The sequence below is a fragment of the Streptomyces sp. HD genome, assembly GCF_028369295.1.
In the GTDB taxonomy this organism is placed as follows: domain Bacteria; phylum Actinomycetota; class Actinomycetes; order Streptomycetales; family Streptomycetaceae; genus Streptomyces.
The window spans coordinates 71,173-94,307 of record NZ_JAQMYP010000042.1; the positions used below are offsets into that span (position 1 = coordinate 71,173).

23 protein-coding genes are annotated in these 23,135 nt (G+C 71.2%); 15 read left to right on the plus strand and 8 right to left on the minus strand.

All coding sequences use genetic code 11. From position 1 onward, the window contains the following. Nucleotides 1-155 precede the first annotated feature (155 nt). Nucleotides 156-1,139: a lytic polysaccharide monooxygenase gene (locus POF73_RS32995; protein ID WP_272122708.1), complete on the plus strand. Its 984-nt coding sequence runs from the start codon at nt 156-158 to the stop codon at nt 1,137-1,139. Nucleotides 1,140-1,157: 18 nt separating this feature from the next. On the opposite strand, the gene POF73_RS33000 is transcribed toward POF73_RS32995, so the two are convergent. Beyond that, the gene (locus POF73_RS33000; RefSeq protein ID WP_272122709.1) at nt 1,158-1,811 is read right to left on the minus strand and encodes a Tat pathway signal sequence domain protein; all 654 of its coding nucleotides are present in this window, start codon (nt 1,809-1,811) and stop codon (nt 1,158-1,160) included. 614 nt (nt 1,812-2,425) lie between these two features. Here POF73_RS33000 and POF73_RS33005 point away from each other — a divergent pair. From POF73_RS33005 to POF73_RS33040, 8 genes are all read left to right on the plus strand, one after another. Continuing rightward, complete coding sequence (locus POF73_RS33005; RefSeq protein WP_272122710.1) at nt 2,426-3,094, plus strand: DUF6230 family protein; 669 nt, start codon at nt 2,426-2,428, stop codon at nt 3,092-3,094. After that, nucleotides 3,094-3,504, plus strand: coding sequence for a DUF6114 domain-containing protein (locus POF73_RS33010; protein ID WP_272122712.1), 411 nt, complete (start codon nt 3,094-3,096; stop codon nt 3,502-3,504). Before POF73_RS33005 ends, POF73_RS33010 begins: the two co-directional genes overlap by 1 nt. A gap of 255 nt (nt 3,505-3,759) precedes the next feature. Continuing rightward, nucleotides 3,760-4,755: a substrate-binding domain-containing protein gene (locus tag POF73_RS33015; RefSeq protein ID WP_272122713.1), complete on the plus strand. Its 996-nt coding sequence runs from the start codon at nt 3,760-3,762 to the stop codon at nt 4,753-4,755. A gap of 242 nt (nt 4,756-4,997) precedes the next feature. Further along, nucleotides 4,998-7,655, plus strand: coding sequence for a sensor histidine kinase (locus POF73_RS33020; RefSeq protein ID WP_272122714.1), 2,658 nt, complete (start codon nt 4,998-5,000; stop codon nt 7,653-7,655). A gap of 11 nt (nt 7,656-7,666) precedes the next feature. Further along, nucleotides 7,667-8,086, plus strand: a complete 420-nt coding sequence (locus tag POF73_RS33025) for a roadblock/LC7 domain-containing protein (protein WP_272122715.1) — start codon at nt 7,667-7,669, stop codon at nt 8,084-8,086. Beyond that, nucleotides 8,067-8,447, plus strand: coding sequence for a DUF742 domain-containing protein (locus POF73_RS33030; protein ID WP_443049675.1), 381 nt, complete (start codon nt 8,067-8,069; stop codon nt 8,445-8,447). The genes POF73_RS33025 and POF73_RS33030 overlap by 20 nt, the downstream gene beginning before the upstream one ends. After that, a complete protein-coding gene (locus tag POF73_RS33035) occupies nt 8,434-9,021 on the plus strand; it encodes a GTP-binding protein (protein ID WP_272122717.1) in 588 nt (195 codons plus the stop codon). Before POF73_RS33030 ends, POF73_RS33035 begins: the two co-directional genes overlap by 14 nt. Nucleotides 9,022-9,182: 161 nt before the next feature. Beyond that, nucleotides 9,183-10,562: a glycoside hydrolase family 43 protein gene (locus tag POF73_RS33040; RefSeq protein WP_272122718.1), complete on the plus strand. Its 1,380-nt coding sequence runs from the start codon at nt 9,183-9,185 to the stop codon at nt 10,560-10,562. Nucleotides 10,563-10,631: 69 nt separating this feature from the next. Here POF73_RS33040 and POF73_RS33045 read toward each other — a convergent pair whose 3' ends face one another. Continuing rightward, entirely contained in the window at nt 10,632-11,588 is a 957-nt protein-coding gene (locus POF73_RS33045; RefSeq protein ID WP_272122719.1) for an ABC transporter substrate-binding protein, read from the minus strand. Nucleotides 11,589-11,894: 306 nt separating this feature from the next. Here POF73_RS33045 and POF73_RS33050 point away from each other — a divergent pair, with 306 nt between their 5' ends. From POF73_RS33050 to POF73_RS33065, 4 genes are read left to right on the plus strand one after another with little or no spacing between them, the layout of a single operon-like run. Continuing rightward, on the plus strand, nt 11,895-14,387 hold the full coding sequence (locus POF73_RS33050) for a sensor histidine kinase (RefSeq protein ID WP_272122720.1): 2,493 nt from the start codon (nt 11,895-11,897) through the stop codon (nt 14,385-14,387). Then, nucleotides 14,384-14,860 (plus strand): roadblock/LC7 domain-containing protein, encoded by a 477-nt coding sequence (locus POF73_RS33055; protein ID WP_272122721.1) that lies wholly within the window; start codon nt 14,384-14,386, stop codon nt 14,858-14,860. Before POF73_RS33050 ends, POF73_RS33055 begins: the two co-directional genes overlap by 4 nt. Before the next feature lie 38 nt (nt 14,861-14,898). Continuing rightward, nucleotides 14,899-15,324 carry a DUF742 domain-containing protein gene (locus POF73_RS33060; protein ID WP_272122722.1) on the plus strand — a complete coding sequence of 142 codons (426 nt, stop codon included), beginning with the start codon at nt 14,899-14,901 and terminating at the stop codon, nt 15,322-15,324. Beyond that, the gene (locus POF73_RS33065; RefSeq protein WP_443049676.1) at nt 15,311-15,886 is read left to right on the plus strand and encodes a GTP-binding protein; all 576 of its coding nucleotides are present in this window, start codon (nt 15,311-15,313) and stop codon (nt 15,884-15,886) included. Before POF73_RS33060 ends, POF73_RS33065 begins: the two co-directional genes overlap by 14 nt. 243 nt (nt 15,887-16,129) lie before the next feature. On the opposite strand, the gene POF73_RS33070 is transcribed toward POF73_RS33065, so the two are convergent. From POF73_RS33070 to POF73_RS33095, 6 genes are all read right to left on the minus strand, one after another. Beyond that, nucleotides 16,130-16,798, minus strand: coding sequence for an ABC transporter permease (locus POF73_RS33070; protein WP_272122723.1), 669 nt, complete (start codon nt 16,796-16,798; stop codon nt 16,130-16,132). After that, complete coding sequence (locus POF73_RS33075; RefSeq protein ID WP_272122724.1) at nt 16,795-17,481, minus strand: ABC transporter permease; 687 nt, start codon at nt 17,479-17,481, stop codon at nt 16,795-16,797. The genes POF73_RS33070 and POF73_RS33075 overlap by 4 nt, the downstream gene beginning before the upstream one ends. Then, nucleotides 17,478-18,641 (minus strand): ABC transporter ATP-binding protein, encoded by a 1,164-nt coding sequence (locus tag POF73_RS33080; protein ID WP_272122725.1) that lies wholly within the window; start codon nt 18,639-18,641, stop codon nt 17,478-17,480. Before POF73_RS33080 ends, POF73_RS33075 begins: the two co-directional genes overlap by 4 nt. Nucleotides 18,642-18,826: 185 nt before the next feature. Next, nucleotides 18,827-19,771 (minus strand): class I SAM-dependent methyltransferase, encoded by a 945-nt coding sequence (locus POF73_RS33085; RefSeq protein ID WP_272122726.1) that lies wholly within the window; start codon nt 19,769-19,771, stop codon nt 18,827-18,829. Then, the gene (locus POF73_RS33090) at nt 19,768-20,379 is read right to left on the minus strand and encodes a TIGR04282 family arsenosugar biosynthesis glycosyltransferase (protein WP_272122727.1); all 612 of its coding nucleotides are present in this window, start codon (nt 20,377-20,379) and stop codon (nt 19,768-19,770) included. The genes POF73_RS33085 and POF73_RS33090 overlap by 4 nt, the downstream gene beginning before the upstream one ends. After that, nucleotides 20,376-21,059: a glycosyltransferase family 2 protein gene (locus tag POF73_RS33095; protein ID WP_272122728.1), complete on the minus strand. Its 684-nt coding sequence runs from the start codon at nt 21,057-21,059 to the stop codon at nt 20,376-20,378. Before POF73_RS33095 ends, POF73_RS33090 begins: the two co-directional genes overlap by 4 nt. A gap of 157 nt (nt 21,060-21,216) precedes the next feature. Here POF73_RS33095 and POF73_RS33100 point away from each other — a divergent pair, with 157 nt between their 5' ends. Continuing rightward, complete coding sequence (locus tag POF73_RS33100) at nt 21,217-21,942, plus strand: response regulator transcription factor (protein ID WP_272122729.1); 726 nt, start codon at nt 21,217-21,219, stop codon at nt 21,940-21,942. Between the two features lie 2 nt (nt 21,943-21,944). Next, the coding region (locus POF73_RS33105) for a sensor histidine kinase (RefSeq protein WP_272122730.1) at nt 21,945-23,135 on the plus strand (1,191 nt) is incomplete at its 3' end.

The window sequence follows — 23,135 nt, forward strand, 5'->3', positions numbered from 1 at the left end:
TCGATCAGGCCGGAAAACCACCCTCTACATCGTGCAGTCGACCGGTAATGACGGACTTTGCCCGACTCGTCACGCACTGAACGCGCCGGGCCGAATTCCCGTACTGCACGAGGACCCTTCCCGCGCCGGCCGAGGAGACGTTCCGGATGCCCCGGATGCCCTGGATGAGATCGCACCGCGCCGCCCTGGCGGCCGCCGCCGCAACGCCGTTGCTGCTCACCGTGTGGGCGGCGGGACCCGCACAGGCGCATGGCGCGCCGACGGATCCGGTCAGCCGGGTGTACGCCTGCTCCCCCGACGGCGGCAGCGCGTCCAAGTCGGCGGCATGCCGGGCGGCGGTCGCTTCGAACGGCGGCCCCTTCACCGCCTGGGACAACCTGCGGATCGCGAATGTGAACGGTCGGGACCGGCAGGTCGTGCCCGACGGAAAGCTGTGCAGCGGCGGGCTGCCCGCCTACCGGGGCCTCGACCTCGCCCGCGCCGACTGGCCCTCGACCCGGCTGACCCCGGGTGACTCCCTGACGATGCGGTACGTCTCCACGATCCCGCACACCGGCACGTTCCGGCTCTATCTCACCAAGCCCGGCTACGACCCGACGAAGCCGCTCACCTGGTCCGACCTGCCGGAGAAGCCGTTCGCTGAAGTGACGGACCCGGCACTGACGGACGGGGCGTACCGGATCAGGGCGAAGCTGCCGTCCGACCGCTCCGGGCGGCACGTGCTGTTCACGATCTGGCAGAACAGCAGCACGCCGGACACGTACTACTCGTGCTCGGACGTGGTGTTCCCGGCGGGCGGCGGCGGAAGCGCCGGGGGCGGTGGCGGCGGGAGTGGGGCGTCGTCCGGCTCGGGTGCGGACGCGGAGGGCGACAGCGGCCGTACGGCCGACGGTCCTTCGCCGGCGAAGGACCCGGGCGGCGCCAAGGCGGGCGGGCCCGCATCGCGTACGCCCGCCTCGTCCGCGGCTTCCTCCCCGGCCGGCGGCGAGACCCCTCGTGCCCAGGGCGACAGCACTCCGGTGGCGTCCGACGGGGCCCCGGACACCGGACCCTCGACGCCGATGCTGGCGGGCGGCGCCGCCGCGGTGCTGGTGCTCACCGGGGGCGCCGCCCTGGCGCTGCGGTTGCGCAGGAGGTGAACTCCGGCGCGATGGGCGTCAGTTGACGTAGACCGCCGCGCCGCTGCCGGTCACCGGGGCGTACTTGGCGGTGAAGTAGCCGTTGGCGAAGCAGAGGGACGAGCCGGAGACCTTGGTGAACTGCGCGCGGGTGAAGTTGATGGTGTTGTCGTCGTTGCTCGCCGTACCGGCCAGGCTGGGGGCCTGGTAGACGCAGTTGATGCTGCCCAGCAGGGTCCGCAGGACGACCGTCGTCTGGATGACGGAGCCCTCGGCCGGGGTGACGGTGACCGTGCCGTCGGAGGCCACGGCGGCGCTGTAGGGCAGGTTGTTGACCGTGATGCCGGTGACGCCGAGGACGCCGACCACGTTGGTGGTGCAGCTGGCGGCGTCGAAGGTGTGCGCGGAGACCGACTCCGTCGCGGTGCCCGGCGCACCGGGGTTGTCCGTCACGGTGGCCGTGAACTGCGACGACGTGCAGGAGATGCCGCTCGTACCGGTGGCGCTGGAGTAGAACGTGGCGGCGGTGCCGCTCGCCAGCGGCGCGGTGAGGACCTCGCCGGCCGCGACGGCCGTACCGCCGACGGAGCCGGCGGTGAGGACGGCGCCGTCGGCCGCGGACGCGGGGACGGCCGTGGGGAGGGTGAGCGCGGCGACGGCACCGGCGAGGGTGAGCAGGGAGCGCATGCGCATGCGGATGTACCTCGGCTTTCGTTGCGGGGGTGTGCCCCGAGGGCCCGGGGGACTCAGGGGGATCAGGGGATCGACAAGTGGGGGGTGCGCGAGTTCTTGGGTGCCGTTGCCGGTCCGTGACGCCTTCTCCGTACGTCACGGACCGGCAACGGCTGGGGGTGGCCGGCACGGACCGAGGGGGAAAGTGACCGTGACGGCGCCATGGAGTGAACTCGCGTAAATGTGAAGGACATCAGTCCGGGAACGCGGGCAGAGGCCGCGCGGGCGGCGGATCCGGCGCCACGGATCCAGGGGGGAGCCAGGGGAATTTGTAGACCTGAGAGTCATTCAACGTCAAGCAGTTGAAAGGGAGTTGATGGCGGCAACAGGTCCCGTGCCGGAGCCCGGGAACCCCTTGAGTCACAGCTGACGCACAATCAACACCCTTTTTCCACAACTACCTTGACCCTTGACTGTAACCACCGGTAACTTCCCGGCTTGGCTACTGCGGAGTACGAGAAAGCCCTTGCATCCGCCGGGAGTTGCGAGGAGACGTACGCCGTGGGCGCTGTCCGCGCCAGGACAACGTGCCGCTGATGCCCTACCCGCACTTTTCTCTGCACCTGGGAGCAGTTATGGCCTTGTCCGAGAACCCGGAAAGCGGTTCCGTGCCCGAAGCGTCCGAAGCGTCCGAGACCCCCGACGGCCCTGCGAGACGCGGCCGGGTCCGGGCCCGCCGGGCCGCCGTGATGGCGGTGCCGGCCACCCTGGTCGCCGGAGCGCTCGCGGTCCTCACCGCCGAGGGCGCGCTGGGCGTTCAGTTCGCCATCTCCGGCATGCCCTTCACGGTCACCGCGACCGAGCTCAACGGCACCGGGTTCGAGCAGTTCGGCGGCCTCGACGAGATGGCGCCGGGCAGCCCCAACGCAGGGGACACCGGTGGGCAGGTGCTGGTCGTCACGTCCGCGATCAAGAACGCGACGCTCACGAAACTGTGTCAGAGCGTCGACCTCGGCGGTACGAATCTGCTCATCACCGCCGGTGGTGGGGCGGAGAAGGTGTCCGCGTCCGATCTGACCACCGACTCGACCGAGCTGTCGGGTGACGCGGCGTTCAACAACATCGAGATCGGCAACGACGCGAGTACGTTGACCAAGGCCGGGGTGAGGGGGCCGATCGGTGTCTTCAGCCAGCAGGCCGACACGGTGCGCATCGCGAATCTTCGGCAGACCAACTACGCGACGACTGCCGGGGTGTTCAAGCTGCCGGGTCTGAAGCTTCGCTTCAGCAGTTCGGGTTGCTGATGAGCGGGGTGGATGGATTCCGGTCGGCCTTCCGTCGTTGGCGGGCCGACCGGCCGTTCTGGGGCGGTCTGCTGCTCGCTCTGGGCGGGGCGTGGATTCTGCTCACGATGAAGGCCTCGCTGAAGGTCGTCCTGCATGTCGGGATGCAGGGACTGGCGGGGTATCTGCTGCCGGCGCTGATGGTGCTGCTGGGTCTGCTGGTTCTCTTCAACCCGGCGCAGCGGCTCTTCTACTCGATCACCGGGATTCTGGTCACTCTGGGAACCTGGCTCACGTCGAACCTCGGTGGGTTCTTCGTGGGCCTGTTGCTGGGCGCGGTGGGGAGTTGTCTCGCGTTCGGGTGGCTGCCGGATCAGGAGCCTCGGCGTAGTCGCCGGCAGCGGAGGAAGGACATGGCGACGGCACCGTAGGGGTGGGACGCCGTGCCCTTTGCGGGCGCAAGCGAAATGGGAGGGTCGGGCGCCGGTTCACGCTCCGGCCAGCGGTTCATCACGATGTGGCAGCGACGACTTACGCGGTGTGGTTGCACACTTGACTACCGATGGTCACACGCGATTGGCTCCGCCACAGCGAGAGTTCACCAGGTCGGCGAACTCCCCGTCCCACGTCGGCCGTACTCTCGTTCGTTCCCCCGGCTCGGCCGCACAGCGAGGTGCCGCACCCTCATGAAGACCCCACCCCCCTCCTCCGTCCCCGTTCGCTTCGCGGCCCTCGCGTCCGCCGTCTGTCTGCTGCTGGCCGGTTGCTCCGCCGTCGACGGGGCCGACGACGCGTCGGGCGCGGACGCGGCGGGCACCTCACGGCCGAAGGTCGCCCTCATCACCCATGGCGGCGAGGGGGACGCCTTCTGGGAGCTGGTGCAGAAGGGTGCGCAGGCCGCGGCGGCCAAGGACGGCATCGACGTGACGTACGCGAGCGACTCCGACCCGGCGGGACAGGCCGAGTTGATGCGGGACGCGATCCGGCAGAAGGTCGACGGCATCGCGGTGACCCTCGCCAAACCCTCGGCGATGACCACTCCCGTCGACGAGGCCCGCAGAGCGGGCATACCCGTGGTCGGCCTCAACTCCGGTATGGACGACTGGCAGTCCGCCGGACTGCTCGGGTACTTCGGCCAGGACGAGAGCGTCGCGGGCCGGGCCGTGGGCGACAAGCTGGACGAGCTGAAGGCCCGGCACGCGCTGTGCGTGATCCACGAGCGCGGCAATGTCGCCCTGGAGGCGCGCTGCGCGGGCGTGAAGAAGGCGTTCGGCGGCGAGACCGAGAACCTCTATGTGGACGGCACCGACATGGACGCGGTGACCGACTCCGTCGCGACCCGCCTCACCCAGGACCCGAGCATCGACGAAGTCGTCACGAACGGCGCTCAGTTCGCGCTGGCCGCGGTGAAGTCGGCCGAGGAGGCGCGCAGCAGGTGCCGGGTCGCGACCTTCGATCTGAACAAGGACCTGGTGCGCGCGGTCCGGGCCGGGGACGTGCAGTTCGCGGTGGACCAGCAGCCCTATCTGCAGGGCTATCTCGCGGTGGACTCGCTCCAGCTCTACCGCACCAACGGCAACACCCTGGGCGGCGGCGAGGCCCCCGTCCTCACCGGGCCCGCGTTCGTCACCAAGGCGAATGTCGCCGCGGTCGCGAAGTGGGCTGCCGATGGGACGCGCTGAGCGGACACTTCTCCCCGCGCTGTCGCCAAAGATTCGGCCAGGTGTGGCGCGTACGGTCACATGTACGGATAACATCCTGCGAACCCCCTGTGCCATACCGGACACGCCGCCACCCCTCGCGCTCGTCCCCCTCCCGCACCGCCCCCCCACCCGCTCATCCCCCGCCCGCACCCGCTTCCGCGTGCCCCCCACCCCCTCCGCGCTGAACGCCCCCGCCCTCCGCTGATCGCCCTAGGACGACAATGTCTCCACGGACAGGCCCCCGGCGCCGCCTCGGCTCCATACGTCTCTCCCTGATCCTCCTGGCGCTGGTGCCCGGCGTCACGCTCGCCGCCGTCTGGAGCGTGACGACGATCCAGATGTTCTCGGAGGGGCTGCGGCTGCGCTCGCAGACCGAGCTGAGCAGGTCGACCGGGGCCATGGGCACCGAGGCCACGCTCGCGCTGCAGCAGGAGCGCAGCTACTCAGCCGTATGGCTGGCGTCGCGCCGGGAGGAGGCCCGTGCCGCGCTGGACCAGCAGCGCCTCAAGACGGACAAGGCGGTCGCGAAGCTGCTCGGGCAGTCGGACGAGATCCAGCAGGCGCCGTCCCGGGTCAAGGACCGGCTGTACTCGGTCCTCGCGTCGGCGGGGAGCCTTGAGTACTACCGGGGACAGGTCGACAACCCCACCGACATCAAGGCCGCACAGGCGCTCGGCCAGTACACGTCGATCATCGACGACCAGATCCACGCCTTCCAGGAGCTCTCCCAGGTCGACGACGGTGATCTGACCTCGCAGGCCGGTCCGCTGGTCTCACTGGAGCACGCGGCGGAGCTGGTGTCCCGGGAGGACGCGCTGCTGACGCTGGCCGGGCCCGCGGGGAAGATGGACGACAAGACGTGGACCGAGTTCGCCGAGATGGTGAGCACCCGCCGCTGGCTCGTCGGGGACCAGATCGTCCCCGCGCTCACCGGGACCGCCAAGGCGGACACCGAGCAGATCCTGCGCAGTTCGCAGTGGCGGATCCTGGAGTCCGTCGAGGACCGGGTGCTCGCGGCCCGGGCGTCGGCGGGCGACCACGGGGACATCGTGATCCCGGACGTGCAGAAGCAGTGGCGGGCCGCGCTGATCGAGGTCTCCGACCAGTACTCGGTGCTGATCCAGCAGCAGACGTCAGCACTGCTGCAGCGCAGTGCGGAGAACGCGCGTGACCTGCTGATCAAGGCCGCCTTCCTGAGCGCGGGCGGGCTGGCCGGCCTGCTGCTGTGCGTCGGGATGTCCTGGCGGATCACCCGCTCGCTGTCCCGCCGGCTGCGTGGCCTGCGCGAGGCCACCCTGAGCCTCGCGCAGGAGCGGCTGCCGGACGTGGTGGCCCGGTTGGAGCGGGGCGAGACGGTCGACGTGGAGCTGGCGACGCCTCCGCTGGACTACGGCCATGACGAACTCGGCCAGGTGGCCAAGGCGTTCAACACCGCGCAGCGCACCGCCGTGCACACCGCCGTCGAACTCGCCGACACCCGGCGCGGCTTCCAGAAGATCATCCTGGGCATCGCCCGGCAGAGCCAGAACCTGGTCAACCTCCAGCTCACCAAGCTGGACGCGCTGGAACGCGCGCACCAGGACCCCGAGGTTCTCAAGGGCCTGTACGAACTGGACTCCACCGCCAGCCAGTTGCGCCGTTACGAGGAGAACCTCGTCATCATCAGCGGCGCGCGCCCCGGCCGCAGCTGGAGCGAGCCGGTCGCGCTGATCGACATCCTGCGCAGTGCGGTCGGCGAGGTCGCCGAGTACCAGCGGGTGGAGGTGCAGACCGAGGAGGAGGTGCATCTCGCGCCGCCCGCGGTGGCGGACGTCATCCATCTGCTGGCCGAGCTCATCGAGAACGCCACGCTGTACTCCCCCGCTCCCGCGCCGGTCGGGGTGCGGGCCGCGATGGTGGCCAAGGGGCTGGCCGTGGAGATCGAGGACCGGGGCCTCGGCATGTCCGAGGAGGACTACGACTCCTTCAACGCCCAGTTGGCCGAGCCGCCGCAGTTCGACGTGGTGGCGCTCGCCGACGACCTGCGGCTCGGCATGTTCGTGATCGCCCAGCTCGCCCAGCGGCACGGCATCGCGGTCACCCTGCGCTCGTCGCCGTTCGGCGGCACCACGGCGATCGTGCTGATCCCGCACGACGTCGTGGTACGGGAGGTGCCCGCCCCGCAGCAGGAGCAGGAGGAGGGCGAGGTGGAGGGCGAGGTGGAGGTCGAGGTGGAGGTCGAGGTCGAGGTGCAGCACGTCGGCGCCGCCGAACCGGAGGAGCCCGTACGGGATTCCCGCCCCGTCGTCCCTGCCCGCACCGCACCCACCCCGGCGGCCCCCGCACCGTCGGCGCGCCGCGACGGTCTCTCCCCGCTCCCGCGCCGCGTACCGCAGACCAGCCTGGCCGCCGAACTGCGCGAGGAGGCCACGCCCGCCGAAGAGGACGGCTGCACCGACGACTTCACCGCCGAGCAGGCCGCCTCCTCCCTGGCCTGCTTCCAGCGCGGCACACTCCAGGCCCGCGACGACAGCAGCGACGACGCCCCGGACGCGCCCGACACCGCCGACCAGCAAGGCCCGTCCGCCCTCGCCCGGTTCCAACACGCCACACTCCAGGCCCACGACGACAGCAGCGACGACGCCCCGCACGCGCCCGACACCGCCGACCAGCAAGGCCCGTCCGCCCTCGCCCGGTTCCAGCGCGGCACACTCCAGGCCCGCGACGACAGCGGTGACGACGCGCCCGACGCGTCCGAGGCCGTGGATCAGCGGGTCCCGGCCGCGCGCCGGGCCCGCGACGACGTCGCCGCCTCCGACGAGCCGCCCGCGGCCGACTCCGCCGCCTCTTCCCGGGCCGCCGCTCCCCCGTCCTCCCCTCCGTCCGCCGACCGCTCATGAAGGACATCGCCATGACACGCCCCAACCCCGCCACGGACACCCTGCTCGACCAGTTGCTCACCGGACTCGTGGATCGGGTCGCCGACGTCAACCACGCTGTCGTCCTCTCCGAGGACGGGCTGGTGGTCAGCAAGTCCGTCGGGTTCCTGCGCGACGACGCCGAGCGGCTGGCGGCGACCGCGTCCGGCCTGATGAGCCTCAGCAAGGGCGTCAGCATGGACTTCCGGGGCGGCCCGGTGCGCCAGGCGCTGATCGAGATGGCCAACAGCTATCTGATCCTGACCTCGGCCGGTCCGGGCGCCCATCTCGTCGTGCTCACCAACCAGGGCGCCGACGTCGGTGTGGTGGCGTACCAGATGAACATGCTGGTGAAGAAGATCGGCGAGCACCTGTCGGCGGCACCGCGGGCCCATGTCGGTCCTGGCGCGTGAGGTGAGCGGAGACGATACGGCGGGCCGGCTGGTCCGTCCGTTCACGCTGACCGGCGGCCGGACCCGGCCCAGCCGCAGCGACTTCACGCTGATCACGACGGTGACGGCGGTGGATCCGCCGCCCGAGCGGGCGCCGCGCCCGCAGCCCGATCAGGTGCGGATCCTGCGGCGCTGCGCGCGGCCGATCGCGGTGGCGGAGCTCGCGGCCCATCTCGACCTGCCGGTCAGCGTGGTCACCATCATGCTCTGCGATCTGCTGGAGGCGGGTCTGATCACCGTTCATCCGCCGCACCCCGTCACCGCACGCACCCCGGACCTGGACCTGCTGCAGAAAGTGAGGGACGGTCTTGGCCGGCTCTGACACCACCGTGGAGGCGGTCGCACCGCCCGACACGGTCAAGATCCTCATCGCCGGCGGCTTCGGTGTCGGCAAGACCACCATGGTCGGCTCGGTCAGCGAGATCGCCCCACTGCGCACCGAGGAGCCGCTGACCGTCGCGGGCCTGGGCATCGACGACCTCAACGGCATCGAGCAGAAACGGGCCACGACGGTGGCCCTGGACTTCGGCCGGATCACCATCAGCCGGGAGCTGGTGCTGTATCTGTTCGGTACGCCCGGACAGCAGCGGTTCTGGTTCATGTGGAACGACCTGGCGATCGGCGCGCTCGGTGCCGTGGTCCTGATGGACGTCCGGCGACCCGAGTCGAGCTTCGCGGCGATCGACTTCTTCGAGCGCCGGGGCATCCCCTTCGTCGTGGGCGTCAACGGCTTCCACGGCGAACACCCCTACCCCGCCGAGGAGATCCGGGACGCCCTGGCGCTCCCGGCGCATGTACGGGTGCTGCTGTGCGACGCGCGGGAACGCGAGTCGTGCCGGGACGTGCTGATCGCCCTGATCGACCAGCTGATCGCCGACGCCCGCAAGGCGAGCTGAGCGGCAGGGACTTCGAGCCGGCCGGGTCGAGTGGCGGAAATCCGCCAAGGATGACCATGTGATTGACGCGAACCCCACACTCTCCTACGTTCTGGTCGATTCACCGAACTTCGTTCGGGATATCGACCCTACGCACTCCCCACACCCCCCTGGAGAGCCGCATGACGACCCCCTCCCGCAGACACTTCCTCGGCATGGCCGCGACGCTTCCGCTGGCCGCGACCGGCGCGCTGACCCTCGGCACGGGCACCGCCCACGCCGCCGACTCGGCGTACGCGATGGTCTACTTCACCGAGTCCAACACCATGCTGGAGGCGAACTACAACCTCCATCTGGCCGTCAGCACCGACGGTCTGCGCTGGACGCCGCTCAACCAGAACGCCCCCGTCGCCTCCCCCACCCTCGGCGCCGGCGGTCTGCGCGACCCGTTCCTGCTGCGCAAGCAGGACGGCACGTTCGTCGTCCTCGCGACCGACCTGAGCGGCACGGACTGGACCCGCAACAGCGTCTACATCCACGTCTGGGACTCCGCCGACCTGCGCACCTTCACCGGTTACCGGCTGCTGAAGCTGCACGACATGACGGGCACGCACAGCTGGGCGCCGGAGGCCTTCTGGGACGCCTCACGCGGCCAGTACGGCATCCTCTACTCGTCGGTGAACAGCAGCGGCCACAACGTCATCATGGTCAGCTACACGACCGACTTCCGTACGACGACGAGCCCCCAGGTGTTCTTCGACCCCGGCTACGACGTCATCGACGGCAACCTCACCGTCGGCGTGAACGGCGTCAACTACCTGTACTTCAAGCGGAACGGCACCCTGGTCGGCGCCCGCTCGACGACCCTGACCCCCGGCAGCTTCACCCCGTTCAGCACGGCGGTCAACCACGGCGGCACCGAGGCCCCCACGGTGGTCAAGTCGCTGACCGGCAACACCTGGTACCTCTGGGGAGACACCTACACACCGAACGGCGTCTTCTACGTCTGGCAGACCGGCAACCTGGCCGCCGGCACCTGGACGGCGCTGGACCAGAAGCTCTACACGCAGCCGCTCAACTCCAAGCACTGCGGCATCCACCCGATCACCTCGGCCGAGTACAACAACCTGATCGCCAAGTGGGGCGCCCCGGCCTGGAACCGGCTCAAGTCGTACAACTACCCGTCGCGTTACGTCCGGCACAGCGGCTTCGCGGGCCGGATCGACGAGTACCCCTTCGACCCGTTCCCCGACTCCCAGTGGAAGCTGGTGCCGGGCCTCGCCGACTCCTCCGCCGTCTCGTTCCAGTCGGTCAACTACCCCACCCGGTATCTGCGGCACTACAACTACGCCCTGCGCCTCGACGCGAACGACGGCACGTCGACCTTCGCCGCGGACGCCACCTTCCACCGCACTGCCGGGCTCGCCGACTCCTCCTGGGCGTCGTTCCGCTCGTTCAACAACCCGACGCGTTACATCAGGCACGCCGACTTCGCGCTGCGCATAGACCCGGTCTCCACGGCGAGCGAGCGCCAGGACGCCACCTTCCAGGTCGGCTACTGAACAGCCCCCGGACAGCGGTGAGCGGGGCTGTGGCGGCGCCGGCCGGCCACAGCCCCGCTCCGCGGTACGTCAGTTCAGGCCGGCCGACTTCAGCCAGGTCTTGGCCACGTCGAGCGGGTCCTTGCTGCCCAGCTGGACCTGGGAGTCCAGGTCGAGGAGCGTCTTGGTGTCCAGCTTGGCCGAGACCGCGTCGAGCGCCTCGACGCCCTCCTTGGAGAGGCCGCTCTTGTAGGCGAGCGGGGTCACGTTGGCGAAGCCGAAGAGGTTCTTCGGGTCCTTCAGGACGACGAAGCCCTCCTTTTTGATGGTCGGGTCCGTGGTGAAGATGTCCGCGGCCTGCACGGTGTTCTTGGTCAGCGCCGCCTGGGTCAGCTGGCCGCCCGCGTCCAGCGCCTTGAAGGACTTGAACTCCAGGCCGTACTCGGACTCCAGGCCCTTCAGGCCCTGCTGCCGGGTCTGGAACTCGGGCGAGCCGCCGATCACCAGGTCCGGGGCGATGTCCTTGAGGTCCGCAAGGCTGGACTCGGCGGTCAGCTTGTACTTCTTCGCCGTCTCGGCGTTGATGCTGACGGAGTCCTTGTTCTCGGCCGGCGAGGACTCCAGCAGCGTCAGCTTGGCGTCCAGCTTGCTCTTCACCGCGGTGTTCACGGCCTCGGCCGACTCCTGCTCCGCCTTCGGGTCCAGGTAGGACAGGAGCGAGCCGTTGTACTCCGGCAGAACCGTGATGGAGCCGTTCTTCAGCAGACCGTAGGTCGTCTCGCGGCTGCCGATGTTGGGCTTGTAGGTGACCTTGATGCCCTTGGCCTTCAGGGCCTCGCCGTAGATGTCGGCGAGCAGGATGCTCTCGGCGAAGTTGTTGGAGCCTACGACTACCGTGTCGCCGCTCGCCTCGCCCTCGGCGAGCGGGTCGGACTTGTCGTCGGAGGAGGAACATCCCGCCAGCAGCGCCGCGGTGGCGGCGAGCGCGACGGCGGCCGCGCCGGGATGGTTCCTGAAGGACCTGCTGCGTGAGGCGGTGAAAGTCACGATTCCCGTTCCGGATTCAGTGGGTTGGGAGAGCTCTTTCATTGATCCAAGCCAGCCGGTTCTTGGTCAGTCAAGAGCGGCCAGGTCACCGATTGGCCTCAAAAATCGGAAGGTAACGGGCAGTTGCGCTCCGATGTGAAGGCGGGACGGTTGGGGTGCCGGGGGAAGTAACGGATTCTTGACGTACAGTTCCGGTCACGGCATTTCAAGGGCGGTACCGTCCCCCGGAAAAAGCCGGTCCGTACTCGTGCAACAGCGGTCACGCAAGACCCCTGCGCGCCGTGTGACGCCCACGAAGGAGGCAGGGTGGCCAGTCACCAGGCGGGCGTACCCCGTCCGCGTCGGCTGCGCGGCTTCGCCGTTCGCTGGCCGTTCCGGCGCAAGCTGAATCTGCTGGTCGGTGTGCCGCTCACCCTGGTCGCCGCCCTCCTCGCCTATCTGATCGCCGACCAGACCGCGCAGTCGCGCAACTCGGCGGACGCCGCCCGGCTGGTCCGGGAGAGCGTCGAGGTCGCCACCCTCGTCGACCGGCTGGCGGCCGAGCACCAGCAGGCCGTCCTGCTCTCGGTACGGCACGAGACCGCCCAGCGCGAGGCGCCCTCGCCCGCCGCCTACCGCACGGCGCAGTCTCTGGTGAACGCCCAGGTCGAGCGGGTCCGCGACGCCTTCGGGGACCGGCTGCCGGAGGGCGAGGCGCAGGCACTGCGGGCGGTCGAGGGCCTGAGCAGTCTGCGTGACACGGTCGAGCAGCAGTATCTGGCCGCCGAGAACATCGACCCCGCGTACACCCACAGCGCGCAGGGCCTGATCGACGGCCTGGGGCTGGACCGCAACCCCGACCTCGCGACCACCTTCACCGGCAGCCTGCTCGACTCGCTGCTGCGCGCGGGCGCCGCGCACAGTGCCTTCGAGACCGGCGTGTTCTCCGCGTCGACCGGTGACTCCAACGCGCTCATCGAGTTCATCGGCGCGATCGGCTCCTACGACGAGTACACCCACCAGGCCGACCGCTTCGCCCGGTTCGCCACCGAGGCACAGGCCGCGCAGCTCTCCGGGATCAAGTACACCGCCGCCCAGAGCGTCATCAGCCGGCACTTCGCCGAGCTTCAGATCGACCCCGGCGCGGTGCAGGCCGACTCGCCCGCCGAGGTCCGCAAGGCGCTCGCGGAGGCGCTCGACTCCTACCCCGCCTATCGCGACCAGGCCAAGACCCGGTTGGCGATCACCACGTCGCTGATCGGCCAGATCGCCGACCGGGCGGACCACGCCTCCGAGGAGGCGGCGCTGCGCGCGGTCCTGCTGCTGGGGCTCGCCCTGCTCGGCTTCGCCGTCTGGCTGGTCCTCGCGATGCTGGTCCGCCGTTCGGTGCTCCGCCCGGTGCAGGCGGTCACGGATGCCGCGCGGCAGGTCGCCGTCGTCGCCGAGCGGGAGCTGGCCCGGGTGGCCGACGACGACGCCGAGGACGACGGTCCGCCGCGGCTGCGCGAGATACCGGTGACGGCGCGCGACGAGATCGGTGAACTCGCCGAGACGTTCAACCAGGTGCAGACAATGGCCGCCGCCCTGCTGGAGCGGCAGGTGCTCAGCCGGCGCAACGTCGCGGAGATGTTCGGCAACGTGGGCCGCCGGGTCAGCAACCTGACGACACGCCAGCTGGCGCTGATCGACGCGGTGGAGCGGGGCGAGACCGACCCCGCACTTCTGGAGCGTCTGTACTCCATCGACCACATCGCGGTCCGGCTGCGCCGCAACGCCGACAGTCTGATGCTGCTCGCCGGCATACACGAGGCCGACCTCGACGCCGGTCCCACCGCGCTCACCAACCTCGTACGCGCCTCGCTCGGCCAGATCGAGGGTTATCAGCGGGTGGAGCTGCGGGCGCGGACCGAGGCCATGGTGGAACCGGAGGTCATCGGCGACCTCACGCTCATGGTGGCCGAACTCCTGGAGAACGCCGTGTCGTTCTCGCCGGAGGGCAGCCCCGTCGAGGTGACGGTGGCCAATGGAGAGCACGACGCCGCGGTGATCGTCGTCACCGACCACGGCCTGGGCATGAGTGCCGAGCGCCTCGACGAGGAGAACGCCCGGCTGATCCGCCGCGAGCGACTGGACCTCGTACCGACCAAGGTCCTCGGCCTGTTCGTGGTCGGCACGCTGGCCCGTCGCTGGGAGATCACGGTCACGCTGTCGCGTACGCCGGGCGGCGGTGTGACGGCCGAGGTGACGGTGCCGTCGTCGCGGCTGGTGACGGGGAGCACGACCGGCGCCACGGCCATGGCGGCGCTGGCCGCGGTGGCCGAGGCTGCCGAGGTGACCGCGGCGGCGCCCGCCGCGAAGACGCCGTCGGCCCCGGTGTCCGGCCCCCGTCCGTCGGCCGCCGTGCCGGAAGCCGCCGTACGGACGGTGGACGGCGACGCGGACGGCGACGCGGACGGCGACGGACTGCGGCCGCTCCCCCGCCGGGTCTCCCAGCGGGCAGTCACCCCGGGCCAGACGCCGCCCGTCCCCGACGCCCCCGACGGCACCCGCCCCCTGCGTCGCCGGGTCCGCGGTGCGACACTCCAGGTGAACGGCGTGGCCCCCGAGCGGCAGGCGATGCTGCCCCAGCCGGTGCGGACCGTGGACGCGGAGGCCGTGCGGGCCGCGATCGAGGAGTTCGAGGCCGCCGTGGAGCGCGCGCACCGCGACAGCCGAAACAGCGGCGATCGAAGGGACACCGGAGAACACTCCGCCCCAGCCACACCCCCAACCCCCCATGTGCACGACCAGAACGACCCCCCGGAAGGAGCGGAGCAGTGAGCACGTCGACAGGTGGCACCCCCTCGGGAGGCCCCACCCCGGCCGAACTGCAGGCCGCCGCAGCCGACTTCACCTGGCTGCTGAAGCGCTTCGCGACGGAGACCGCCGGCGTCGTGGACGCCATCGCCGTCTCGTCCGACGGTCTCCTCATCGCCGTGTCCGAAGTGCGCGAGCACGCCGACTCCGAGCGGCTCGCAGCGATCGTCTCCGGCATCACCAGCCTGGCCGCCGGCGCCTCCGGCAACTACGGCCTGGGCGGCCTCAACAAGGTCATCATCGATCTGGAGGGCGGCCATGTCCTGGTCTCCGCGATCGGCAGCGGCGCGGTGCTCGGCGTGGTCACCGACAAGGAGGCAAAGCTGGGCAACATCGCCTACGAGATGACGGTGTTCGCCAACCGGGTCGGCGCCGCCCTCAGCCCGCAGCTCGTGCTGGAGCTGAAGAACAGCGTCGGCGCGGCGTCGGCCCGCTGACCGGGCCGACGACAGACCGAGGAGAAACGGACGACCCCATGGCGGACGGCACCCCACCGCCGGACCCGAGCGGCCCGGACCCGGTCGGCCCCGCCTCCGCCGTGCGGCCGTTCCTGCTAACCGCCGGCCGGGTGGCGGACGGCGCCGACGGCCCGTCGATGCCCGTCGAGACCCAGGTGGTGGCCACCGCCGAGGGCCTCGACGCGCTCGACCTGCTCCGCTTCGAGCAGCACGACATCGTCGCCGTGTGCCGGCTGCCGCAGTCCATCGCGGAGATCGCGGCCCGGCTGCGGCTGCACCTCAACGTGGTGCGCATCCTCGCCGAGGACCTGCGCGCCGCCGGGCATCTGACGGTGCACGTGCCCGACTCCGACGTCGTCCATGACGCATCCGTCCTGCGCAGGGTCATCGACGGCCTGCGCGCCGTCCCCGACTCACGAGGGGTACTCAGTGACACCGACTGAACCGGCCACCGTACGGCCGCCGCTGCCGGTGAAGATGGTGATATCGGGCGGCTTCGGCGTGGGAAAGACCACCACGGTCGGCTCGATATCCGAGATCGAGCCGCTGACCACCGAGGCCGCCATCACGGAGGTCGCGGCGGGTGTGGACGACCTCACGCACACGCCGCGCAAGACCACGACCACGGTGGCGATGGACTTCGGCTGCCTCACCATCGACCCCACCCTGAAGCTATACCTGTTCGGTACGCCCGGCCAGCAGCGGTTCGGGTTCATGTGGGACGACATCGTCGAGGGAGCGGTCGGCGGGCTGGTCATCGTCGACACCCGCCGTCTCGACGACTGCTACGCCGCGGTCGACTACTTCGAGCACAAGGGCATCCCCTTCGCGGTCGCCGCCAACGCCTTCGACGGCAAGGTCGAGCACACCCTGGAGGAGATCCGCTGGGCGCTCGACGTGGGCGACGGCGTCCCGGTCGTCGTCTTCGACGCCCGCGAGCGCGGCTCGGTGCGGGACGCGCTGCTGGTCGTACTGGAACTGGCGCTGGCGCGCACGGGGGGCTGACATGCCCGGCATCGACGGTCTCTCGATTACCACCGGTTCGGCAACGCCCCAAGGGGCGCGGGGCTGTATCGATATGCGGCTCCGCCGCGTGGGCACGACCAGCCCCGACGCTGCCGCAGCCGCTCGACTGCATATCGCGGCACCACCAGCAGAGCGCACCCGTACCCAGTGACTGATCACGCAGTTCCCCGCGCCCCTTTGGGGCACTGACGAATCCGGGCACAGTTCGCCTCGGTCTGCCCCTCAGCCCCGCCTGCGCACCCCCGCCGAGACCGCGAGGCGTCCCAGTGTCCAGAACACCGCGAGGGTGGCGAGGGCCAGGCCGGCGACCAGGGTGGCGCCGCCCACGACCTTCTCGTAGTTGCGCTGGTAGAGGCCGTCGATGATGTAGCGGCCGAGGCCGCCGAAGCTGACGTAGGCGGCGATGGTGGCCGTCGAGACGATCTGGATGGCCGCCGAGCGCAGGCCGCTGAGGATCAGCGGGAGGGCGACGGGCAGTTCGACCCGGAACAGGACGCCGGCCTCGGCCATGCCCATGCCGCGGGCGGCGTCCACCGGGGCGGGGTCGACGGAGCGCATCGCCTCGTAGGTGGTGACCAGGATGGGCGGGACGGCGAGCACGACCAGCGGGATCATGACGGGGGCCATGCCCAGGCCGAGCAGGATGAACATCAGCACCATCAGGCCGAAGCTGGGCAGCGCCCGGGCGGCGGTGGCGATGAGGGCGAGCGTGTTGCCGCCGCGGCCGGTGTGGCCGGTGAGCAGGCCGACCGGCAGTCCGACCGCGGCGGCGATGGCGAGCGCCGTCAGCGTGTACTGGATGTGTTCGGCGACGCGCGTCGGGATGCCGTCGTAGCCCTGCCAGTGGGCGCTGTCGCTGAAGAAGGCGTTGATGAAGTTGAGGACGTTCACCGGGCGGCCTCCTTGACGGCGAGCGTGCGCGCGTTCTTGCGGGTGCCGCGCGGCATCCAGGGCGTCAGCAGCACACGGAGTCCGATCAGCGCGGCGTCCACGAGCAGGGCGAGGACGGCCGTACCGATCACCGAGAGCCACACCAGGCGCGACTGGTGGTAGATCATGCCGCTGTTGAGCAGGTTGCCGAGGGCTCCCGCGTTGCCGATCAGCATGCCGACGCTGACCAGGGAGATGCTCGACACCGACGCCACCCGCAGTCCGGCGATGATCGCGGGCGCAGCAATCGGCAACTGCACCTGGAAATAGCGCCGTACGGGCCCGAAGCCCATGGCGGTGGCGGCGGCCAGCGTCTCCTGCGGCACCGACCGCACGCCGTCCACGATGGCCGGGACCAGCACCACCAGGCTGTACACGGCCAGCGGGATCATCACCGTGAGGTCGCTCAGGCCGGTGTAGTCGATGAGGATGACGAAGAACGCGAGGGACGGAATCGCGTACAGCACGGTCGTCACCCACAGCACGGGCGGGTACAGCCAGCGCAGCCGCACGCACAGCTGGGCGACGGGCAGGGCCACGAGCAGTCCGGCCAGCACCGGGATCAGGGCTTCGCGCAGATGCAGTCCGACGAGCCCGAAGTAGGTGTTCTGCAGGTCGCTGGGCATACGGAAGAGGTCGTTCATGGCGCGACCTTCTCGCCGTCCTGGACGTCGCCGCCCTGGACGTCGCCGTCCGTGCTCCGCTCCGCGTGCGCCCCGCGGATGGCCTCACCGATGGTCAGCTGTGAGACGACCCCGGCGGCCCGCCCGTCGGCGTCCACGGCGACGGCCCATCCGGTGGGCGAGAGCACGGCACAGTCCAGGGCGGCCCGCAGCGAATCCGTACCGGCGACGAACGGCCGCCCGTGCGGCACCAGCCGGTCCGTCGCGATCTCCCCGGCGGTGAGGGCCCGCGGCTCGCTCCAGCCGAGGGGCTTGCCGTCCGGGTCGGTGACGAGGAGGTACGGTGCGTCGCCCGCAGCGGCGGCGGCGATCTGCTCGGCCGTGGCGTCGACGGCGACGACCGGCTCGGTCAGCAGCTCCAGGCCGGCCGAGGGGAAGAAGGACAGCCGCCGGATGCCGCGGTCGGCGCCGAGGAAGTCCTCCACGAACGCGTCGGCGGGGTGGGTCAGCAGCTCGGCGGGCGGGGCGAACTGGGCGAGGTGTCCGCCGGTGCGCATCACGGCGACCATCGTGCCGAGCTTGACGGCCTCGTCGATGTCATGGGTGACGAAGACGATGGTTTTGCCCAACTCCTCCTGGATCCTGAGGAGTTCGTCCTGCAGCCCCTTGCGCACCACGGGGTCAACGGCCGAGAACGGCTCGTCCATCAGCAGCACCGGCGGATCCGCGGCGAGCGCCCGCGCCACACCGACGCGCTGCTGCTGTCCCCCGGACAACTGGTACGGATACCGCTTGGCGAGCGCCCCGTCGAGGCCCACCCGCTCCATCAGCTCCCGCGCCCGCGCCCGCGACTTCTCCTTGCCCCAGCCGAGCAGACGGGGCACGGTCGCGATGTTGTCGAGGATCGTGCGGTGCTGGAAGAGACCGGCGTTCTGGATGACGTAACCCATGGACCGGCGCAGCGTGTTCACGGGCTGCTGCGCGATGTCCACACCGTCGAGGAGGATGGTGCCCTCACTGGGCTCGACCATCCGGTTGATCATCCGCAGCGTCGTCGTCTTCCCGCAGCCCGACGGCCCCACGAGAACGGTGATCGAGCGGTCGGGTATCTCCAGCGACAGTCGATCGACCGCCACCGTGCCGTCCGGGTACCGCTTGGTGACTGAATCTATCCGTATCAAAACGCCGAATACCCTTCGGGTTGGGCAGAATTCGCCCGCTTTCGATCACGGGCCCGGGCCGTTGAGGCCCGAGTCTAGACGGCTCGTGTTGCGGCAACCTTGCGGTGACCTGCCTGCGAGTCCGCTGATTCGCAAGACGCCGCTGGGGCGGTATGGGTCAGGAAGTACGGCACGGCTGTGGGCGACTACGACGGCCTGTACCGCCTGGACACCTCCGACGTCGACTGAGGCCGGGCGCTGCGCAGGGCGGCGAAGCAGCGGCCGCCCGCCGTCCACTGGTCGACGGCACGCCAGCCGGCGCGCTCCGCGTGCCGCAGCAGGGCGGGGGTGCCGAGCCTGGCCCAGGGGAAGAGGGTGCCGTTTGCGCCCCTGGCGTCGGTGACATGGACCTGGACCCGCTCGTCGAGGTCCAGGTCCGGCACCGTCTCGACGATCAACAGGCCGCCGTGGGCGAGGAGTTGGGCCATCCGGGCGAGCAGCGCCGTCGGGTCGCCGCCGATGCCGACGTTGCCGTCGATGAGCAGGGCGGTGCCCCAGCGACCCTCGCCGGGCAGCGGGTCGAAGACGGAGCGGCGCAACGCCTGGCCCCCGACCCGTACGGTGCGGGTGACAGCGGCCTCGCTGACGTCGATGCCGAGCACCCGCCGCCCCTGCCGACCCAGCGCCGCCACCAGCCTCCCGGGCCCGCAGCCGACGTCCAGCACGGCCCCCTCGCAGTGCCGCAGCACCTCCAGGTCCGCCGCGTCGGCGTCCGCGCACCACCGCTCCACGTCCAGCGGCAACAGCCAGCCGTCGGTGCGGCGCAGGAAGAGGGGCCCTCGGCCGCGGCCGAGGGCGCGCGTATAGGGGTCGGTGGACCAGGGGGCATCGGACCGGAGGTCGTCGGACCGGGCACCGTCCGGCCGGGCACCATCCGGCCGGGCACCGTCGGGCCGGGCACCGTCCGGCCGAGCACCGTCCGGCCGAGCACCGTCCGGCCGAGCACCGTCCGGCCGAGCACCGTCGGACCAGGGGCCGTCGGGCCGAGCACCGTCCCGCCGAGCACCGTCGGGCCGAAGGTCGTCCGTGGCCTCGGCGGGTTCCGGCTGGCGGACGATCCGTGCCACCGCCGCCTCTCGCAGGCCGCTCATCGGTCCGCCGCCGAGGAGAGGCGGGCCAGCGTCGTCGCGAAACGGCCGCCCGGTGCCGACTTGGCGACCAGGCCGGCGTCGTACGCCGTGTCGACGTCCCGCAGACACGGCAGGTCCCGCACCCGCAGGTCCGCGAGCCGGGCACGCTGTGCGGCACCCGTGTGCGGCGTCGACATCGGTACGCCGCGCAGGCGTGACGGGTCGGGTTCGGCCAGGCCCAGCGCCCAGAAGCCGCCGTCCTCGGCGGGGCCGAAGTACGCGTCACGGTCGGCCCAGTCCACCGTCAGCAGCTCCGGCGTCACCTGCGGGGTGTCCATGCCGATGAGCAGCGCCGGGCCGTCGCACTGCGCGAAGGCGGCGGCGAGCCGTTCGTCGAGACCGCCCGCGCACTGCCGTACGACGTCGAACCCGGGCGGCAGCCAGGGACCCGGTGTTCCGTCCAGGACGAGGACCCGGCGCCGTGCGGGCGTGCGCGCCACGGCGTCCAGCGTGTCCGCGAGGGCCGCCTCGGCGAGCGCGGCCGCCTCCTCGGGTGTGAAGGGCGGCGTCAGCCTGGTCTTCACCCGGCCCGGCCGGGGCTCCTTGGCGATGACGAGGAGCGTGGTCAAGAGCGGGCCCCTTCCCTGACGTTCGGGCCGGCCGGTTCCTCGGCCAGCACCCGGCTCATGTCCCGTACCGCCTGCCAGCTGCCGCGCCATGTCCCTGTCACCTTGGAGGCGCCCGTGCGCGGGTGGTACGGCACGTCGTACTCGGCGATCCGCCAGCCCGCGTCGGCGGCGCGGACGACCATCTGAAGGGGGTATCCGCTGCGCCGGTCCGTCAGGCCGAGGGCGAGCAGGGGCTCGCGGCGGGCGGCGCGCAGCGGGCCCAGGTCGTGCAGGCGCAGGCCGGTGCGGCGGCGCAGGAGGCGGGCGAGGGCGAGGTTGGCGGCACGGGCGTGCGGCGGCCAGGCTCCGCGTCTCCTCGGGCGGCGGCGGCCGAGGACCAGGTCGGCCTCGTCGGCCGCCAGGCGCCGCACGAAGGGCACCAGGTCGCCCGGGTCGAGGGAGGCGTCGCAGTCGCAGAAGCAGACGATGTCGGCCGTGGCGGCACTCAGGCCCGCGTGGCAGGCGGCGCCGAATCCGCGCCGCGTCTCCCGTACTACGGTCGCGCCGAGGGCGGCCGCGATCTCGGCCGAGCCGTCCGTGGAGCCGTTGTCCACGACGAGCGCACGCCAGCCGGGCGGGATGCGCTCCAGGACCCAGGGCAGCGCCTCGGCCTCGTCGAGACAGGGAAGCACGACGTCCACGGACGCCGGATGAGGAGCACTCGCTCGTGGTGATGGGGTCGTCACGGCTTTCACCCTACGAGCGAGAAAGGGACATATCAGACTCATGCTCCTTACGAAACACGGACGTCGGGGCCGGATGGCGCCACGCGCGCGTGTGGGGTGCGAGGCTGGCGGCATGGAGCAGCAACAGTCGAACGCACAGGCCGGGGCCCGGGTCCTCGTCGTCGAGGACGACCCCACCGTCGCCGAGATCGTCTCCGGGTACCTCGACCGCGCCGGTTACGTCGTGGACCACGCCGGTGATGGCCCCGACGCCCTCACCCGGGCCGCCGCGCACTGGCCGGACCTCGTCGTGCTGGACCTGATGCTGCCCGGCATGGACGGTCTGGAGGTGTGCCGCCGGATGCGCGGCCGAGGCCCCGTGCCGGTCATCATGCTGACGGCGCGCGGCGACGAGGACGACCGCATCCTCGGCCTGGAGGTCGGCGCGGACGACTACGTCACCAAGCCCTTCAGCCCTCGTGAACTCGTCCTGCGCGTCGAGTCGGTGCTGCGCCGCACCCGGCCGGTCCGGCCGTCGGGCGCAGTGCGCGCGGCAGGGCTCTCGGTCGACCCGGCGGCCCGCCGCGCCACCAAGGACGGCACCGAACTCCCCCTCACCATCCGCGAGTTCGACCTGCTCGCCTTCTTCCTGAACCACCCCGGCCAGGTCTACAGCCGGGAGGACCTGATGCGGGAGGTGTGGGGCTGGGACTTCGGTGACCTGTCGACCGTCACCGTCCATGTCCGCCGCCTGCGCGGCAAGGTCGAGGACGACCCGGCCAGGCCCCGGCTCATCCAGACCGTGTGGGGCGTCGGCTACCGCTTCGACACGACCGGCACCGCGAACCCGGAGGTGTGATCATGCGCGACACCCTCCTCATCGCCCTCTTCGCCTTCCTCGGCGCCGCGGCCGCCGGAGCGCTCGGCGCCTGTGTCCTCCTGCTCATCCGGCGCCGTTCGCTCATCACCCACCTCGCCGTCGTCGCGGGCGTCGGCGTCATCGCGATGCTCGCGGGCACGCTCGCGGTGGCGCAGGCGATGTTCCTGTCCCGGCACGACCTGAGCGTCGTCACGACCGTCGTCGCCATGGCCGCCGTGGTCTCCCTGGCCACCGCCCTGCTGCTCGGCCGCTGGGTCGCCGCCCGCAGTCACGCCCTCGCGCTCGCCGCCCGCTCCTTCGGCGACGGCGGGGCCTTCACCTCGCCGGACGGCCCCGCCACCGCCGAACTCGCCGCGCTGAGCCGCGAGTTGGAGGCGACCAGCGCCAGGCTCGCCGAGTCCCGCGAGCGGGAACGCGCCCTGGAGTCCTCGCGACGTGAGCTCGTCGCCTGGATCTCGCACGATCTGCGTACCCCGCTGGCCGGGCTGCGGGCGATGGCGGAGGCGCTGGAGGACGGGGTGGCCGCCGATCCCGGCCGCTACCTCAAACAGATCCGGATGGAGGTCGAGCGCCTCAACGGCATGGTCGGCGACCTCTTCGAGCTGTCCCGCATCCATGCGGGGACGCTGGCGCTGAGCCCGAGCCGGATCTCGCTGTACGACCTCGTCGGCGACGCGCTCGCGGGCGCGGACCCACTGGCGCGCGAGTACGGCGTGCGGCTGGTCGGGGGGCGGGTGGAGCCCGTGCCGGTCGAGGTGGACGGCAAGGAGATGAGCCGGGTGCTGGGCAATCTGCTGGTCAACGCCATCCGCCGGACACCGGCCGACGGTACGGTCGCCGTCGCCGCCGAAAGCTCGCCCGAGGGCGTCGTGTTGTCCGTGACCGACAGCTGCGGCGGCATTCCTGAGGAGGACCTGCCGCGCGTCTTCGACACCGGCTGGCGCGGTACGCATGCCCGGACGCCCCCGTCGGGCGCCGGGCTCGGTCTCGCGATCGTGCGGGGCATCGTGGAGGCGCACGAGGGCCGGGCCACGGTCCGCAACGTCCCTGGTGGCTGCCGCTTCGAGGTGGGGGGGGGGGGGGGGGGGGGGGGGGGGGGGGGGGGGGGGGGGGGGGGCGGGGGGGGGGGGGCGGGGGGGGGGGGGGGGGGGGGGGGGGGGGGGGGGGGGGGG